Consider the following 18,981-nt stretch of genomic DNA (forward strand, 5'->3'; position numbering starts at 1 on the left):
TGACCTTCCACACCAACCTCAACACCGCCCACACCACCGTCGCACCCCAAACCCCTCACCCCCCGGAGCCACACCCCGTGCTGCCCACCACCCCCTGGCAACACACCCACCACTGGATCACCACCACATCGGCCGCCTACCACACGGCAGACACCCACCCGCTGCTTGGCATCGGTGTCACCGACCCCACCAATGGCACCCGAGTATGGGAAAGCGAGCTCAGCCCGGGTCTGCTGTGGCTCGGGGATCACATCATCGGCGATCTCTGCGTGCTGCCGGACACGGCCTACGCCGAGGTCGCGCTGGCGGCGGCGACGGACGCATTCGCGGTCGAGCAAGACCAGCCGTGGATGATCTGCGAGCTTGACCTTCATCAGATGCTGCACGTGACCGAAGGCACTGTTCTGGTGACTACGCTCACCGGCGACGAGCAGCGGTGCCGGGTGGAAATACGCACCCGCAGCGGCTCTTCGGGATGGACCACCCATGCCGCCGCCACCATTGCCCGCGCAACACCGTCGGAGCACGAGGCACCCCGAACAGAGCTGACCCCTGCCGATCTGGCGGACGAGCTGGACCCCGACGACCTGTATCAGCGGTTGCGCGGCGCCGGCCAACAGCTCGGGCCAGCGTTCCAGGGCATCGTGGGGCTCGCTGTCGCGCAATCCGGAGCGGCCCGCGCCGACGTGCGGCTACCCTCTTCGGCCAGGGCGGGTTCCCGCGATTTCTTGCTGCACCCAGTGATGATGGACATCGCGTTGCAGACACTCGGCGCCACCCGGATGGCGACGGACCTGGCCGGGGGGCAGACCGCCCGGCGCGCCCCTGACCGGAAAACCCTAGTGGTGCCAGTACGTTACGCGGGCGTGCACGTGTACGGCGATATCACCCGCGGTGTCCGCACGGTCGGCTCCCTCGCCGCTCCCGACGGGCGGCTCGTCGGCGAAGTCGTCCTGATGGATCCGGATGGCAAACCGCTCCTCGTCATCGATGAGGTCGAGATGGCGGTGCTTGGATCCAGCGGCGGCGCAACGGGACTCACCAATCGCCTGTTCGCGTTGGAGTGGGAGCCCGCACCGCTGGACAAAACGGCCGACACTCCGGGTGGCCTGTTGCTGATCGGCGACCCCGCCGTGGACGACCCGCTGCTGCCCGCGCTGCAGTCATCGCTGCGTGACCGCCTGGCCGAAGTGGAGCTCGTCTCCGCAGGCGCCGAAGCGAAGCTGCGCGCGGCGATCACCGGCATCGGCTGGGACGGCATCGTCGTGGTCTGTCCGCCCCGAGGCGTCGACGAATCATTGTCGGATCAGGCGCAACTGGAGTTGGCGCAGGCGCGCACGCTGCTGATCGCCAGCGTGGTCGAGACCGTGAAGCGAATGGGTACCCGGATCAGCCCGCGGCTGTGGATCGTCACCCGCGGCGCTCAGCAGGTCGACCCCACTGAGTCGGTCACGTTGGCGCAGGCGGAGCTACGTGGAATCGCGCGGGTGCTGACATTCGAACATTCGGAACTGAAGGCCACGCTGCTGGACATCGACCCGGAAGGCACCGGCTCACTCGCTGCCCTGACCGAGGAGTTGCTCGCCGGTTCGGACCAGGATGAGGTCGCCTACCGTGACGGACAACGCTATGTCAACCGGCTGGTGCCCGCGCCCACCACCGCGAAGGGTGATCTCGCCGCCGAATCTCGCCGCACGGTCGTGAACCTCGATGGCTCAGGCGCTGTCCGGCTGCAGATCGATCGACCCGGACGGCTGGACGCACTCACCGTCCACCAGGTCAAGCGGATCAGGCCGCAAGCCGATCAGGTCGAGGTTCGCGTCGCGGCCGCTGGGCTCAACTTCAACGATGTGCTCAAGGCGATGGGCGTGTATCCGGGACTTAACGGTGCCGCGCCGGTGATCGGTGGCGAGTGCGTCGGCCATGTGACGGCCGTCGGCGACGAGGTCGACTCCGTCGAGATCGGGCAGCGCGTAATCGCCCTCGGCCCCGGCACATTCGGAACGCACCTGACAACGATTGCCGAGCTCGTTGTCCCAATCCCCGACGCGCTGCCCGATAACGAGGCGGCCACGTTCGGCGTCGCGTATCTCACCGCCTGGCACTCACTGTGCGAGGTCGGGCGGCTGTCGGCCGGCGAACGCGTGCTCATCCATTCCGCCACCGGCGGCGTCGGAATGGCGGCGGTTTCGATCGCGAAGATGGTCGGCGCCCGCATCTACGCAACGGCCGGCTCGGAAGCCAAACGCGAAATGCTCTCCGAGCTCGGTGTCGAGTACGTGGGCGACTCGAGAACCGTGGACTTCGCCGACGACATACTCGAGCTCACAGACGGCTACGGTGTGGACGTCATTCTCAATTCGCTTCCGGGCGAAGCGATTCAGCGCGGCTTGCAGATACTCGCCCCCGGCGGCCGGTTCATCGAACTCGGCAAGAAAGACGTCTACGCCGATGCCAACCTGGGATTGGCCGCACTGGCGAAAAGCGCGTCCTTCGCCGTGGTAGACCTTGACCTGAATCTGAAGCTGCGGCCGGCGCGGTACCGCGAACTTCTGCAACACATCCTCGGGCGCGTGGCGGCTGGCGAAGTACAGGTGCTTCCCGTGACCGAGTTCAGCCTGCAAGACGCGGCCGACGCATTTCGGCTGATGGCCTCCGCTAGGCACACCGGCAAGATCGTCATCTCGATACCGGACAGCGGCCGCATCGAAGCGATCGCGTCCCCGCCACCACTTCCACTGGTCAGCAACGACGGCGGCTACCTCATCGTCGGCGGCATGGGCGGTCTGGGTTTCGTCGTCGCGCGCTGGCTGGCCGAGCAAGGCGCGGGATTGATTGTCCTGAACGGACGTTCGGCCCCCAGCGATGAGGTCCGCGCGGCCATCGCGGACCTCAACGCCGCGGGTCACCGGATCGAGGTGGTCACCGGCGACATCGCCGCGCCCGGCACGGCCGACCGGCTGGTGCAGGCGGTCGAAAACGCCGGCTTCCGGCTGGCCGGAGTCCTGCACAGCGCGATGGTCCTCGCCGACGAGATCGTGCTGAACATGACGGATGCCGCGGCCAGGCGGGTGTTCGCCCCGAAAGTCACCGGCAGCTGGCGGCTTCATCAGGCCACCGCTGGGCGCGACGTCGACTGGTGGCTGACCTTCTCTTCGGCTGCCTCACTTCTCGGCACGCCCGGGCAGGGCGCGTACGCGGCCGCGAACTCGTGGGTCGACGGTCTTGTCGCCCATCGGCGCTCCCTTGGACTTCCCGCCGTCGGGATCAACTGGGGCCCATGGGCCGAGGTCGGGCGCGCTCAGTTCTTCGCCGATCTCGGCGTCTCGATGATCACCGCCGAGCAGGGGCTGGCCGCAATGCAGACGGTGCTCGCCGCCGACCGTGCGCGCACCGGTGTGTTCAGCCTCGACGCGCGGCAGTGGTTCCAATCCTTCCCCGCAGTGGCGGGGTCGTCGTTGTTCGCGAAGTTGCACGACACCGCAGCCCTGAAAAGGGCGGAACGGCGCGGTGGGGGCGCGATCCGGGCACAACTGGACGCCCTCGACGCGACCGAACGCCCGGGGTGCCTCGCATCCGCGATCGCCGATGAGATCCGCGGGGTGGTGCGCTCGAGCGATCCAATTGACCACGACCGGCCGCTGCAGACGCTTGGTCTCGACTCGCTGATGGCCCTCGAATTGCGAAACCGGCTGGAAGCAAGTCTGGGTATCACGTTACCGGCCGCGCTGGTCTGGGCGTACCCGACGATCACCGATCTCGCGGGCGCCCTGTGTGAACGAATGGACTACGCGACACCGGCCGCTGCGCAGGAGACTTCCGACGCGGAACCCGAACTGTCAGAAGAGGAGATGGACCTGCTCTCCGATCTGGTCGAGGCCAGCGAGCTGGAAGCCGCGACGAAAGGAGAGTCATGACAAACCTGGCGGAGCGCGCGGCGCAACTGTCGCCGAACGCGCGGACGGCACTGGCGCGCGAGCTTGTTCGTGCCGGCACGGCCTTCCCGACCGATATTGCAGAGCCAGTGGCGGTGGTGGGCATCGGCTGTCGCTTCCCGGGGAATGTGACTGGGCCGGAAAGCTTTTGGCAACTGCTGATCGACGGCGTGGACACGATCACAGAGGTGCCGCCTGATCGCTGGGACGCGGACGCGTTCTACGATCCTGATCCGTCGGCGTCGGGACGGATGACGTCGAAATGGGGCGGTTTCGTTCCCGACGTCGACGGTTTCGACGCCGACTTCTTCGGCATCACACCTCGCGAAGCCGTGGCGATGGATCCGCAGCATCGGATGCTGCTCGAGGTCGCCTGGGAAGCGCTGGAGCACGCCGGCATTCCACCGGATTCGCTGAGCGGCACCCGAACCGGCGTGATGATGGGGCTGACGTCGTGGGATTACACGATCATCAACTTCGAACGCAGGGCGGACATCGACGCCTACCTGAGCACCGGAACCCCGCACTGCGCGGCGGTGGGACGGATCTCCTACCTGCTGGGATTGCGCGGTCCGGCCGTCGCCGTGGATACGGCGTGTTCCTCGTCGTTGGTGGCAATCCACTTGGCCTGTCAAAGCCTACGGCTGCGCGAGAGCGACATGGCACTGGCCGGCGGCGTGGGGCTCACCTTGTCACCATTCACCGCCATCGCGTTGTCCAAGTGGTCAGCACAATCGCCGACCGGGCGATGCAACAGCTTCGACGCCAGCGCGGATGGATGCGTGCGCGGCGAGGGCTGCGGAGTGGTGGTACTCAAACGGTTGGCCGACGCGCTCCGCGACCAGGATCGGGTACTGGCGGTGGTCCGTGGTTCGGCAACCAACCAGGACGGTCGGTCCAACGGCATGACCGCACCGAACGCACTGGCGCAGCGCGACGTGATCACCTCCGCCTTGCGGCTCGCCGATGTCACCGCCGACAGCGTGAACTATGTCGAAACACACGGCACCGGAACGATATTGGGAGACCCGATCGAATTCGAGTCGCTGGCGGCCACATACGGCCGCGGCGACGGCACGTGCGCTTTGGGGTCGGTCAAGACCAACATCGGCCATCTGGAGGCGGCTGCCGGTGTGGCCGGATTCATCAAGACGGTGCTGGCGGTGGAGCGCGGCCACATTCCGCGCAATCTGCACTTCACGGGGTGGAACCCGGCCATCGACGCCTCATCGACGCGTCTGTTCGTGCCGACCGAGAGCGCCCCGTGGCCGGCGGCTACGGGTCCGCGCAGAGGAGCGGTGTCGTCGTTCGGTCTGAGTGGGAGCAACGCGCATGTGGTGATCGAGCAGGCGCCGGATACGCCCGACAGGGAGGTACCGGCGACCGTCGCGACGCCGCACGTTTCGGCCCTGACGGTGTCGGGTAAGACGGCTGCGCGGGTGTCCGCCATGGCCGCGGCGTTGGCCGACTGGATGTCAGGGCCCGGCGCGGCGGCACCGCTGGCCGATGTCGCGCACACCCTGAGCCAGCACCGTACCCGGCACGCCAAGTTCGCAACCGTGGTCGCGCTTGACCGCGCGGAGGCGATCGCGGGCTTGCGGGCACTGGCGGCGGGACAACCACGGGTGGGCGTGGTGGATTGTCATCAACATGCCGTCGGGCCCGGCCGGGTCTTTGTGTATTCGGGTGGGGGCTCACACTGGGCCGGCATGGGCCGGCAGTTGCTGGCCGATGAGCCGGCATTCGCCAAGGCGGTAGCCGAGCTGGAGCCGGACTTCATTGCCCAGACCGGCTTTTCGCTGCAGGAGGTGCTGTCCTCCGGTGAGCCGGTGACCGGTCTCGACCGCATCCACCCGGTGCTGGTGGGAATGCAACTCGCGCTGACCGAGTTGTGGCGATCCTACGGCGTGACACCGGATGCGGTGATCGGCCATTCGATGGGTGAGGTGTCCGCGGCGGTGGTGGCCGGCGCACTGAACGTGGCCGACGGGTTGCGGGTGATCGCCACCCGCTCACGGCTGATGTCGCGGCTGTCCGGGCAGGGCGCTCTGGCTCTGCTGGAACTCGACGCCGAGGCCACCAGTGCGTTGCTCGCCGACTATCCCGACGTCACGTTGGCCGTGCACGCCGCACCCCGGCAGACCGTGATCGCCGGCCCGCGGGAGAAGGTGCACGCCATCATCGAGGCCGTGCGCGAGCAGAACCGGCTGGCCCGGCCGGTCGAGGCCGACATGGCCTCACACCATCCGCTGATCGATCCGCTGCTACCCGAATTGCGCACGTTGCTGGCCGATCTCACCCCGACTGAGCCGACGATCCCGATCTTGAGCACCAGTCGCGAGCACGACCGCGCCCCGGTATTCGACGCCCAGTACTGGGCCGACAACCTGCGCAACCCGGTCCGCTTTCACCAGGCCATCGCCGCGGCCGCCCAGCACCACGACACTATTGTGGAGGTCAGCCCGCACCCGGTCGTGCTGCACGCCGTCAAGGAGACGCTCGACTACATCGGCGCCGCCGGGCGGGTCCAGGTGCTGCCCACGCTGCACCGGGAGAACCGCGAAAACCTGTTCTTCCACACCCAATTGGCCGCCATCGCACCACCGCGGGCCGCGAAGGCCGGGGTCGCCGCGGGCCGGCTCGTCGACCTGCCGACGACGCCGTGGCGGCATGCCCCCTTCTGGGTGGCGGGCCGTCCCGACGATCAGCTGCCGCGCGGCTCCCATCCGCTGCTGGGTGTCCACATCGAACTGCCGGCCGGCGATGGTCACGTCTGGCAGGGCGATGTCGGAACGGCGCGGCACCCGTGGCTGGCCGACCACAAGGTGCACGGCCAGCCCACCCTGCACGGGCCCACCTTCGCCGAGATCGTCCTGGCGGCGGCGTGTGAGGGACTGAAGCTGCCGGTGGACGCGGTCTGCGTGCGCCGGCTGGAGATCGAGCAACTACTTCCGCTGTCCAGTGAAACCCCGTTCATCACACGGCTTTTCGTCAACTCGGACGGCACGAAGCGGATAGAGGTACATTCCCGCACCGGCGGTAATCTATCGGGCGCATCGGGCACCTGGGTGCGGCACGCCGTCGCCCGCATCGAAACCGTCGAGGAGAGCAGCGCCAGTCGGCCACAGCTGACCCCGGACGCCGGCAGCGCCCTCTCGACTACCGTCTCGACCGCCGACTACTACGCCGCCCTGCGCCACAGCGGCCACCAGCACGGCCCGGCGTTCGCCGGCCTGACCCGCATCGCACGCCTGGCGGGTGGGGGCTCAGAAACCGAGATCGCCCTGCCCGAGGAGACCCCGCGCAACCCGGCTTACCGGATCCACCCGGTCCTGCTCGACTCGGCCATGCAAGGCCTGGCCGCCGCACTGCCGGCAGCGCTGACCACCGACCGGGCCGACACCGCATACCTGCCGATGGCGTTCGACTCGATTCGGGTGTTGGGCGAGGTGGGCCCCACCGCGGTGTGCCGGGCGGAACTGAGCGGTCTGGACGACGCGGACGCCGGAATGCTCGGCCGGGTCAGCGTCTTCAACGAGTCTGGCGCACTCGCCGCCGAGATCAGCGGCGTATGCGTACGCCGAGTCGATTGGCGTGCGGTGCCAGTGCCGCTGTCTCAGAAGGTGTTTGACGTCAGCTGGGTAAATAGGCCGGCCGCCGAGGCGACCGCGGCGCCGACCGACACGGGCAGCTGGCTGATGCTCGCCGATTCCGGCATGACGGCGATGGCACGGGATCTCGCGACGAAATTCGGCACCCCGAACCGGCGTGTGGTTACGGCCGATCTGCATGACGAGCAGGCGGTACTGCGGGCCTTCGCCGACGCTGCTGCCGTTCCGGAGCTGCCGCCGCGTGGTGTGGTGGTCTTCGCCGGCGGCGCGGCTCTCGACCCGGTGGGTGCCGAGGCGCTCGCACATACCGAGGAGACGATCTGGTCGATCGTCGCCGCGGTGCGCGCGGTGGTCCGAGGCTGGCACGGCCAACCGCCGCGGCTGTGGCTGGTGACCGGCGGAGGCCTGGTGACGCAGGCCGGGGAGACCGGCAACCCGGCCGCCGGTGCGCTTCGCGGTCTGGTGCGCGTGCTCGCCTACGAACATCCCGAGCTGCACACCACCCTGGTCGACCTGGACCCCCGCGGAGACAGCCTGGCCACGCTGGTCACCGAGCTGCAGTTGGCCGATTCCGACGACGTGGTCGCCTGGCGCGGTGACCACCGCCGTGTCGAACGGCTCAACCGCGCCACCATCGGCGCACCGCATCGCGACCACATCGTCCGCTCCGACGGGTCCTATGTGGTGACCGGCGGCCTGGGCGGTCTCGGCCTGGTCGTCGCGCGGTGGCTGGTGGACCGCGGCGCAGGCCGCATCATCCTCAACGGCCGCAACGCGCCGTCGGAAGCGACGCGGGCACTGCTCGACGAACTCGCCGGACCCATTCAGATCGAGGTGGTTACCGGGGACATCGCCCAGGCCGGCGTCGCCGACGCCCTAGTGGCGGCGGCCGAACGCACCGGCCTGCCACTGCGGGGCATCGTCCACTGCGCCGCCGTCATCGACGACGGCCTGGTCATCATGATGAAAAAGGAGAGCCTGCACCGCGTGTGGGCCGCCAAGGCCGCCGGCGCGCTGCGGCTCCACCATGCCACCGTTGATCGTCCACTGGACTGGTGGGTGTGCTTCTCCTCCGCCGCGGCCCTGCTCGGCTCACCCGGTGTGGCTGCCTACGCCTGCGCGAACGCCTGGCTCGACGCCCTGGCGCAGTGGCGGCGCGACTCGGGGCTGCCGGCCACCGCGATCAACTGGGGGCTGTGGTCGGATGCCGGTCTGGGACAGTGGCTGAGACTCAGTGCGCTGGACCCGATCACACCTGCCGAGGGCATCGAAGCGCTGGAGGCACTGCTGGCCGGTGGCGCCACCCGGGCAGGTGTCGTCCGGCTGCGGCTCGACCGCGAGGCGGCGGCGTTCCCCGAGATCGGCGACCTGGGCTATTTCGCCGCCCTAGCGGAGGAACTCGAAAACTTCGACGGCTCCGGTGACTGGGCAGGTCCGCAGGCGCTGGCCGACCTCGCCCCGGACGAGGCCGCGCGGGTGGTGGCCGACCGGCTGCGGCTGCGGGTGCTGGCCATCATGGGCTATCCCGACGACTGGCCACTAGAGGCCGACTCGCCACTGATCGAGCTGGGCATGGACTCGCTGATGGCGGTGCGGATCCGTAACTCCGCCCGCGCCGACTTCGGTGTCGAGCCGCCGGTAGCGCTGCTGCTGCATGGGGGCTCTCTGCAGAACCTGACCACCGATCTCGTCGGCCAGCTCGGTCTGGTCAAGCCCAGCAGCACCGAGCGCGCGTCCGGCCTCGGCGCGCGAGCCCAACAGCGCGCCATGGCCCGTCAGGATGCGGTGCTGGAGAGACTGAGAGGACTCGACCCGTGAAGCATGTGAACTCGACCGACAACTCAACCGACCAAGTGCCCCCGAACGCGATCGCAGTCATCGGCATGGCAGGCCGGTTTCCCGGCGCCGGCTCGGTGACGGAGTTGTGGGACAACCTGTGCCGCGGCGAAGAGTCAATCGTCGACCTCTCCGCGGCGGAGCTGACCGCCGCCGGCGTTAGCACCGCGGCCCTGGCCAACCCGGCGTATGTGCGGCGGGCGGCCCCGCTGGACGGGATCGAGGACTTCGACGCCGACTTCTTCGGGATAACGCCGTACGACGCGCAGATGATGGATCCGCAGCACCGGTTGATGCTCGAAACCGCCTGGCACGCCTTCGAAGACTCTGGGTACGACCCCGGCACCTACGGCGGGACCATCGGCGTGTTCGGAAGCAGTTCCGACAGTGGTTATCTGTTCTACAACCTGATGTCGCACCTCGATTTGAAGTCGACCATCGGGGACGGCCTCACCGTCGAGATGGGTAACCTGGCGCTGCACAACGACAAGGACTACCTGGCGACCCACGTCTCGCATGCGTTCGACCTCCACGGGCCCAGCCTGTCGGTGCAGACGGCCTGTTCCTCCGGGCTGCTGGCGGTCCACCTCGCCTGCCAGAGCCTGCTGTCGCGTGAAACCGACATCGCGCTGGCCGGCGCGGCCTCGCTCCGGGTGCCGCACGGGGTCGGCTACTGGTATGTTCCGGGGCTGATGGCGTCTGCGGTTGGCCGCTGTCGGCCGTTCGACGTCCGCGCCGACGGCATGTTCTTCGGCAGCGGTGTCGCCGCAGTGGTGCTCAAACCGCTGAAGGCCGCAGTCGCCGACGGTGACCGCATCCACGCGGTGATCCGCGGTTCTGCCGTGAACAACGACGGCTCGATGAAGATGAACTACGCGGCGCCCAGTCCCGCCGGCCAGGCGGAAGTCATCGCCCAGGCGCACGCAATCGCCGGAGTGGACGCCGCGACCATCGGGTTCGTCGAAACGCACGGCACCGGAACGCACCTGGGCGATGCGCTCGAAATCGAAGGCCTGCGACTGGCTTTCGAGGTGTCCCAAACGCCCCGTGCGGCCCCCTGTGTCCTGGGCTCGATGAAGTCGAACATCGGCCACCTGGAGGTGGCCTCTGGCGTCGCCGGCCTCATCAAGGCGATCCTGTGCCTGAAGAACAAGGCGATCCCGCCGACATTGCATTACACCGCACCCAATCCCGAACTGCGCCTGGAACGCACCCCGTTCGTGGTGCAGAACACCTACGCCGCGTGGGAATCCGACGCCCCCCGCCGGGCCGGGGTCAACTGCTTCGGGGCCGGCGGAACCAACGTGCACATTGTTCTCGAGGAAGCGCCCGCGGTGGCGCCCAGTGCCGAGCGGCTCGGCCCGCAGGTGCTGCTGTTGTCGGCCCGAACCGCCGAATCGCTGCACGACGCTCGGATGGCGTTGGCCGACGAACTGTGCCGCGAAGCCGAGCTCGCATTACCCGATATCGCGTACACCCTCGCACACCGGCGCCGCGAGGAGCATCGGTTGGCGGCCGTTGTGCATGACCGTGGCGCCGCCGCGGCCGTGCTGACCGTCGCCGATCACGACGACGTCTCGGTCACGCAATGCCCGCAAGGCATTCCGGCGGGCACCGAGCGGGTGGCGTTTCTGTTCCCGGGTGAGCCCGCCCAGCACGTCGGCATGGCCCACGGGCTCTTCGAGACCGAGCCGGTGTTCCGCGAGCACTTCCACAGGTGCACCGCGGGATTGACCGACGACCCCGGCATTGACCTGAGAGACCATGTATTCGCCGGCACCCACCTGGAGCGCACCGATCTGGCGCAGCCGGCCCTGTTCACGGTGGAGTACGCGCTCGCGCAACTGGCAATGTCGTACGGCGTGAAGCCCGCGGCGCTGGCCGGACATGGCATCGGTGAGCTGGTGGCCGCCACCGTCGCAGGCGTTTTCGACCTGCCCACCGCGCTGAAGGTGGTGGCGCTGCGCGCCCGGCTGATGCACGCCGCACCGTGCGGCGCGATGGTCGCCGTGGCCGCACCCCCCGAGGACATCGCCGCCCAGCTCGGGGACCTCGCTTTCGACGTCGACGTCGCCGCCGTCAACGATCCGGGCAGTTGCGTGCTCGCGGGGCCGGAGGACACGATTGCGACGTTGACCGATCACCTTGCCGCCCAGGGCATTCTGGTGCGACGGGCCCGCACCTCGTATGCCTTCCATTCACGGTCGATGGACGAGGTACTGCCGCGGTTCGCCGAGTACCTGGCAAGCGTGACGCTGCACGAGCCGACCATCCCGATGCTGTCGAACATCACCGGCACATGGATGACGGCGACCGAGGCCACCGACCCCGAGCGCTGGGCCCGGCACATCCGCTCCACCGTGCGGTTCGCCGACGAGATCCAGGTGCTGCTCGACGATCCGCACCGCCTGCTCGTCGAGGTGGGTCCCGGCCTCAGCCTGACCGAATCGGCGCTTCGGCTTCCGACTTGGGGCGACACCCACCGCGCGGTCCGCCTGATGCGCCACCCCCTGCAGCGGCGCGACGACCGCGACGCCTTCCTGCTTGCCCTCGGCCAGCTCTGGTCCGCCGGGGTCGACGTGGACTGGACCGCGCTGCACGGTGAGCAGGCGCGCCGGGCGACCCTGCCCGGCTATCCATTTGCGCGCCAACGGTATTGGATTGAGCCGACCGACTGCCAGCGGGTGGTGACTTCGACTGGGCACAACGGCGCCGCAGTCGCCAGCACGGCCGGTACCGACCCGCGCACGCAGATGGTGGTGACGCTGCAGCGAATCTGGGCACCGTGCCTGGGCGTGGAGTCGGTCAAGCCGAGCGACAACTTTTACGACCTCGGCGGCAACTCACTGACGGCTGTCGGGGTCGTGATCTCCGCCAACCAGGAAGGGCTGGACCTCACCGCGCAGGACCTGTACCAAAACCACAGCCTGGCCGCGCTGGCCGACACCTTGGTCGCCCGATACGCCTCCCGCGGACTCACCAGCGATGTGCCTGCCGATCTGGGCTTGCCGCTGCCTGCGAACATCTGCCGCTTCCTCGACACCGGCTTGGCAGAGCGCGGCCGCTGGCGGGTCCCGCTGGTGCTGCAACTGGACTCCCGGGTCAGCGCTGCCGACGTCATGGCCGTTGTGTCCGCGGTGATTTCGCACCACGACGCTTTGCGCATGCGGGTAGTCGAGCGCTCGGGCACCTGGGAACAGCAGATCGTGGAGCCGTGCGAATTCACCGACTTGGTCGAGCACGCACTGCCGTTGGCGGCCATGCCGGACAGCGTCAAGGAACGAGAAGCGTTGGCGGCCGTGGTCACCGATACTGTCCGCGAACAGGATCTGCACAGCTGGCCGATGACCGTCACCTATGTCAGCGACGCATCCGGCGCGGCCCGGTTCCTCGTGCTCACGGTGCACCGAATCGTCTGCGATGCCACTTCGCGAAAGGTCCTGGTGACCGACCTGCTCACGGCCTTCGCGCAGCGGTGCGCCGGGCAGGACATCGCCCTCGAGCCGGTCGGCACCTCATGGCGGGACTGGTCACAGCGATGCGCAGCGCTGTCCACGCATCCCGCGCTGCTCGATCAGCGCGGTTACTGGCTGGACACCGTCGCGAAAGCGTCTCTGCGCGTGGCAGAGCCGAGTGCCGCCGCGCAACCACCACCCGCCGAAGGCGATCTGGTCAGGTTGCCCGGCGGACTGACTACAGAGCAAACCTCCATGATCGACGACGCCCAGCGGCTGTTGCAGGTCGGCATCGAGGCGCTTCTGCTGTCGAGTCTCGCCCGCACGGTCGCGGCGGTCGTCGGTGAGGGAGTCGTTGCCGTCGACCTGGTTGGCGCCGGGCGTTCGGTGCTCGCACCGGAGGTGGATGTGCGCCGCACCGTCGGCTGGTTCTCAACCATCTACCCGATCGCTTTGCCGTGCGTAGAAGTGTCGGGGGCCAGCGCCGTGCAATTGCTCGAGGAGATCCGCCAGACCCTCGAGGCCGTACCGCATTACGGCATTGGTTACGGAGTGCTGCGCTACCTGCACGCCCCCACCGCACGGCTGCTGGAAGCGACCGCCGCACCGGACATCCACTTCGCCAACCTCGGAATGATCCCGGAGCGGCAGGCGGCACAGGATCCAAAAGCCCCGGCGGGCACGGTCAGTGACGAAGAACGGGTACTTCCGGATACCCCACCCGGGCTCGGCCATCCGATCGAACTGCGGGTGTACCGGCGCGGCGGCGCGCTGCACGTCGACTTTTGGCATGACCGCAGACGCGTGCCGGGCGCAACCATCGAAGCACTCGCAGAGCGGTTCCCGGCGATGCTCATCGGCCTGGTCGACGAAGCCGTCACGGGGCACGGCGGCCAGCACGCCACCGACGCTGACGACGCGGCGCTGGCCCTGCTGGACCTATCGGCGGCCGTCCTCGAAGACGGCGACTAACCAGAGGAGACAGGGATGTTGCAGTTCGACAAGCGTTTAGACATGGGCGTGATCGTCAGCGGGATCGGCAAGTCGTTCGGATCGGTTGTCGCGCTTGACGACATTTCGTTCGACGTCGGACGCGGGGAAGTCGTCGCCCTGCTGGGCCCGAACGGGGCGGGCAAGACCACCGTGGTCGAGATCTTGTCCACACTGATCGCACCTGACCGTGGACACGCCAGCGTCGCCGGCTACGACGTGGTTGCCGAGCCGGCGATGGTGCGCCGGTCAATCATGCTGACCGGTCAGCATGTCGCACTCGACGACATGCTGACCGGCTACGAAAACATCGTCCTGTTCGGCCGTCTGCAGGGCCTGAAGAAGTCTGCGGCGCGTGCCAGGGCACACGAGCTGCTCGCTGGGTTCGACTTGGAGAACGCCGCCGGCCGCCGGGTCAGCACGTACTCCGGCGGTATGCGCAGACGAATCGACATCGCCTGCGGCCTGGTGGTCCGCCCGGAGGTGGCCTTCCTCGACGAACCGACCACCGGGCTGGATCCCCGCAGCCGCCAAGCGGTTTGGCAGCTCATCAGGGGCTTCAAGGACGCCGGTATCGCGACGCTGCTCACCACCCAATACCTCGAGGAGGCCGACACGCTCAGTGACCGGATCGTCGTGATCGACCACGGCACGATCGTCGCGCACGGATCAGCCGACGAGCTCAAGGCCCGCACCGGGGGCACCTACTGCGAGATCGTTCCGCGCGATCTCAACGATCTGACCGCTATGGTCGAGGCGCTGGGCCCGCTCATTCCAGAGTCGCGGGCGGCGATGACCGCCGCGTCGGATCGGATCGCCATGCCGGCACCCGATGGTGCGAACACCCTCATCGAGGCCCTGGGACGGCTGGATGCGGCGAATATCGGGCTGGCCGACATCGCGCTGCGCCGACCGTCGCTCGACGACGTGTTCCTAGCACTGACCAAGGATTCCGACGAATCCCGCGAATCGGGCCGGGTGGCAATGGATGTGCTGTCGTGACCGCATCGACCGCGGTCCGGCCCACCCCCTCCACGTTGTCGCAGTCGTGGGTGTTGACCGTCCGGTTGATCACACCGACGCTACGCAACGGTGAGGTGCTGTTGGCGATCACCGCGCCGGCGGCGCTCACCGCCGGCTTCTACATACCGCTCAACCAGGTCATGGGCGCCAGGACCGGAATGAGCAGCTATGCGCAGTATCTGACGCCGCTGATCGCGCTGCAGGCAATCTCCTTTGCGTCCATTTCCGCGGCGTTCCGCGCGGCGTTGGATTCCGAGCAGGGCATCAATCGCCGCTTCGGTGCCATGCCGATCGCCCCGGCCACACCGCTGGCCGCGCGGATGTCGGCGGGCCTGTACCGCTGCTCGATCGGCCTGATGGCCGCGATCCTGTGCGGGCACGTCATCGGGTTCCGGTTCTACGGTGGCCTGGCCCAAACCGCGGGCTTCTGCGCGTTGGTGCTGATGATCGGCGCCACACTGTCATTCCTGGGAGACGTGATAGGCACAGGCTCCGGGAATCCCGAGGCCACCACCCAATGGTTGGCGTTGCCCCAGTTAATTTTCGGGATGCTGTCCATCGGCATCCAGCCCGCGGAGCGGTTTCCACACTGGCTCCAGCCGATCGTTCGCAACCAGCCCATTTCCCAATTCGTCTACGCCATGCGCGCATTGGCCGGGGATTCCGCAGCGGATGCGGGCACGGTGAACTGGTCGACCATCGGTCCGTCGTTGCTCTGGATCGTCGGCGTGATCCTGACCACGGCGATACTGTCCACGTTCGTTCTCGCGAGGCGGCCCTGATGATGTTCACCAACGGGGCAACCGGGACCGGCTCGTTTGCGTTGTCCGACAAGGCATTTCCAGCCGTGCATCGGCCGGACTCGGAGAACGCGCCGCAACAGTTGGTTCGCCACACGCTGGTGCTGGTGCAGCGCCTGATGCTGCGCCTCTGGCGCGATCCCCTGACGATCCTGCAGGCCCTGCTCATGCCCGTGCTTTTCCTGGTCACCTTGAACATCGTTCTCGGCGAAACGATCTCGTCGGTCACAGGTAGCGACGCACTGTACCGCAGCGTGCCCATGGTCACCCTCGGCGGTGTGGTCCTCGGATCGTCGGTCGGCGCGATCGGGCTCATCCGTGAGCGCGGCGACGGCCTGCTGGCCCGGCTCTGGGTAGCGCCGGTGCACCGGGCGTCGGGTCTGCTGTCGCGGATCGTCGCCGAGGCCATCCGGGTGCTGGTCACCGCCTTGGTGATGCTGGCCGTCGGAGTGTTGTTGGGCATGCGCCTCGAGCGGGGCCTGCTGGCAGGCCTCGCCTGGCTGTGCGTTCCGGTGGTGTTCGGAGTGGCGATCGCCTGTCTCGTCACCACAGTCGCGTTGTTCTGGGCGGGTACGACTCTGGTGGAGGCGATCACTGTGGTGAACGTGCTCGGCATGTTATCTTGCACCGGGTTCGTTCCGTTGGACCAGTATCCCAAGTGGATTCAGCCGATGGTCGAGCACCAGCCGATGACGTATGGGGTCGAGGCCATGCGCGGATTGTCGCTGGGCGGTCCGGTCCTGTCACCGGTGATCGGAACTCTGTGGTGGTTCTGCGGCACCATCGCCGCATGCGCGGTCCCAATGGTTTACGGCTATCGCAAGGCGGGCACCAGTCGATGACCGTTCACAACGACATGCAAAGAACGGCACAGGAGAAGGGGCGACAATGTTTGGCGCATCGGCGATTCGCTATCTGTCGCTGACCGAGGAGGCCTACGCGCAAGGCAATAGCTTCATCGGACTGACCGTACGCCTGCGCGGACCGGTGCAGCCCGCCGCCATGTCGCGGGCGTTCGACACACTGCTGCAGGCGCACCCGGTGCTGGCCGGACACCTTGAGCGCGATGCTGACGGGCGTCACCAGATCGTGGTCGACGACTATCTGCATCCCGGCATATGGGTGGAGGAGATCGGCCAAGACACCGAAGAAACCGGCGCCCAGCAATTGCCGGACCAGTCCGTGGCACTGGTCAACTTGCGCTTGCGGCGCGGCGACGACCGCTCGGAACTGACCCTGTACACGCATCACGCGCTCGCCGACGGGCACCACCAGTTCGCGCTACTCGCCAAGTTGTTCGGCTGGTACACCGATCTGGTCACCGGCGCCGGCATCGCAGCGGTCAAGTCCGAACCCAACCCAAAGTCACCGGAGGTCGTGCTCGCCGAACGCGGGATCACCAAGCAACAGCACTCCAACCTGGAGCGGTTCATGCCGGCGATGTTCGCCTATCATCTGCCGCCGTCGAAGCGCAATCCCGGCAACGGCGAGTCACTGCCGGTGCAGGTGCCGTCGGCTACCTGCCCCCTGTCGCGTCCGGAGACGGTGGAGCTGGCAAACATTTGCGCTGCCCAGCGGGTGAGCATCAACTCCGTGGTCGCAGCGGCGATCCTGCTGGCCGAGTGGCGCATCCGGAACACGCCGCACATACCGATTCCCTATATCTATCCAGTTGATCTGCGCTATTTCCTTACCCCGCCCGTCGGCGCCACCGAGGTCACCAACCCGCTCGGCCTCGCCACGTACCTCGCTGAAATCAAGTCCGACACCGATCTGATGGACCTGGCCCGCGACATCGTCGAAACGTTCCGGTCGGATATCTCGGACGGCGTGATTCAGCAGTCGCTGCTGCACTCGAGCCTGCAGGACAACGGAAATCCGCCCGGACTGCCCGACGTGGTGCAGATCACTGACCTCGGTGAGACACCACCGGTGCACACGCCCCCCGAACTAGAGACCGAAGAATACGACTGCGAGGTGCTGTTCGCATCATCGTCCAGAATCGGCATATATTCGATCGCCACCTACGACGGCCAGCTGGTGATCCGCTACCACACCCACGCGCCCCGTCCCGAGCGCTACATCGCCGAAACGCGCGACCTGCTGTCGTCGATTCCGGCGCGGTACGGCTGGGCTGCGGACTAACACTAACCGGCTGCGCCGGAGGCGCTTTGGCCGCCCCTCGGGGTGCGAGTGCGACGTGTTCGGCGAATTCGGATTACGGGTGCCGAGTGCCGGTCAGCTTGCCAGCTCACACCGCAGCTACGCAGTAGTACCGCGCAGGAACCGGGCGATATTGCAGTGGCGTACTACTGCCTCCGGCACGGGCGCCAATGGTTACGGTAGCGAGTGGCCAAGCATCATTGCCGTCAGAAGTTCACGCGTAGAGCAGGGGGCGTCTGTGGTCACGGTTCCGCAACGCATTGAAGACGAAACCAGGAGCGCTCGGCTCCGTCGCTGGGCGGACGAGTGCCGACAGGTGGCGCGCGTCTTGGCGGCGCGCTCCGACACGCTCAAGACTGGCCAGATATACGACATCATCGGTACCCAGAACCTGTACGGCGAGGAGTCGCTGTTCATCAACTTCGGATATTGGAAGGACAACCCCACAACCCTGGATGAGGCGAGCCGAGACTTGGCGCGTCTTATTGCGCGGAGCGCCGACTTCAATGTGTCCGACATCGTCGTGGATTGCGGTCCTGGCTACGGCGACCAAGACATCTTGTGGGTCAACGAGTTCGGGGTGAAACATATTATGGGAATAAATATTGCCACCGAACAAATCGCAATCTCCACGCGCCGTGTCAAAGAAGCCGGGTTGAGCGACAGGATCGACTACGCCGAAGCGTCTGCTACGGATCTGCCGCAAGCAGACGAATCGTGCACCAAGGTTGTCGCAATGGAATCGGCTTTCCACTTCCCGTCTCGCGTGGACTTCTTCTCGGAGGCGCTGCGGGTGCTCAAGCCGGGCGGCCGCTTGGTGACGGCCGATATTGTTCCTAAACGAACATTCCTGAATGCACGGTATCGCAAGGAGGTTGCCCGGCTCGGCTGGCGTGGGGCGTCGGGTAAAGCAGTCCGCAGGACGGTGAACGTCGAGGCCTATCGAGACCTGCTGCTTGACATCGGTTTCGCCACAGCCGAAACGCGGTCCATCGCGGGCGACGTTTTCCGTCCGCTGGCGAGGTTCCTGTCGAAGAGCAAGTTCGCGCCGGAGCGGAAGTCTGTGAATCCCTTTCTCCGGATAACCGTCAGGCCGCACAATTTCTGGATACACGAAACGCATATTGACTACATCCTGGCGGTGGCGCAGAAACTGTAGCGAACACCC

8 protein-coding genes are annotated in these 18,981 nt (G+C 67.2%); all 8 read left to right on the forward strand.

The features are described from left to right. Nucleotides 1–3,917: SDR family NAD(P)-dependent oxidoreductase (locus ACLQI9_RS03295; RefSeq protein WP_442381221.1), on the forward strand; the 3,917-nt coding region annotated here is incomplete at its 5' end. Further along, nucleotides 3,914–9,364 carry a type I polyketide synthase gene (locus tag ACLQI9_RS03300; protein ID WP_442381223.1) on the forward strand — a complete coding sequence of 1,817 codons (5,451 nt, stop codon included), beginning with the start codon at nt 3,914–3,916 and terminating at the stop codon, nt 9,362–9,364. The genes ACLQI9_RS03295 and ACLQI9_RS03300, both read left to right, overlap by 4 nt. After that, nucleotides 9,361–13,809, forward strand: coding sequence for a type I polyketide synthase (locus ACLQI9_RS03305; RefSeq protein ID WP_442381225.1), 4,449 nt, complete (start codon nt 9,361–9,363; stop codon nt 13,807–13,809). Before ACLQI9_RS03300 ends, ACLQI9_RS03305 begins: the two co-directional genes overlap by 4 nt. Nucleotides 13,810–13,824: 15 nt before the next feature. Next, complete coding sequence (locus tag ACLQI9_RS03310) at nt 13,825–14,829, forward strand: ATP-binding cassette domain-containing protein (protein WP_442381227.1); 1,005 nt, start codon at nt 13,825–13,827, stop codon at nt 14,827–14,829. Next, nucleotides 14,826–15,632 carry an antibiotic transporter gene (locus ACLQI9_RS03315; protein WP_442381229.1) on the forward strand — a complete coding sequence of 269 codons (807 nt, stop codon included), beginning with the start codon at nt 14,826–14,828 and terminating at the stop codon, nt 15,630–15,632. Before ACLQI9_RS03310 ends, ACLQI9_RS03315 begins: the two co-directional genes overlap by 4 nt. Continuing rightward, nucleotides 15,632–16,492, forward strand: a complete 861-nt coding sequence (locus ACLQI9_RS03320; RefSeq protein ID WP_442381231.1) for an ABC transporter permease — start codon at nt 15,632–15,634, stop codon at nt 16,490–16,492. Before ACLQI9_RS03315 ends, ACLQI9_RS03320 begins: the two co-directional genes overlap by 1 nt. Nucleotides 16,493–16,538: 46 nt before the next feature. Then, entirely contained in the window at nt 16,539–17,795 is a 1,257-nt protein-coding gene (locus ACLQI9_RS03325) for a phthiocerol/phthiodiolone dimycocerosyl transferase family protein (RefSeq protein WP_442381233.1), read from the forward strand. 214 nt (nt 17,796–18,009) lie between these two features. Beyond that, a complete protein-coding gene (locus ACLQI9_RS03330; RefSeq protein WP_442381244.1) occupies nt 18,010–18,972 on the forward strand; it encodes an SAM-dependent methyltransferase in 963 nt (320 codons plus the stop codon). Nucleotides 18,973–18,981: the final 9 nt, after the last annotated feature.

This window comes from Mycobacterium sp. (assembly GCF_052143115.1).
GTDB lineage: Bacteria > Actinomycetota > Actinomycetes > Mycobacteriales > Mycobacteriaceae > Mycobacterium.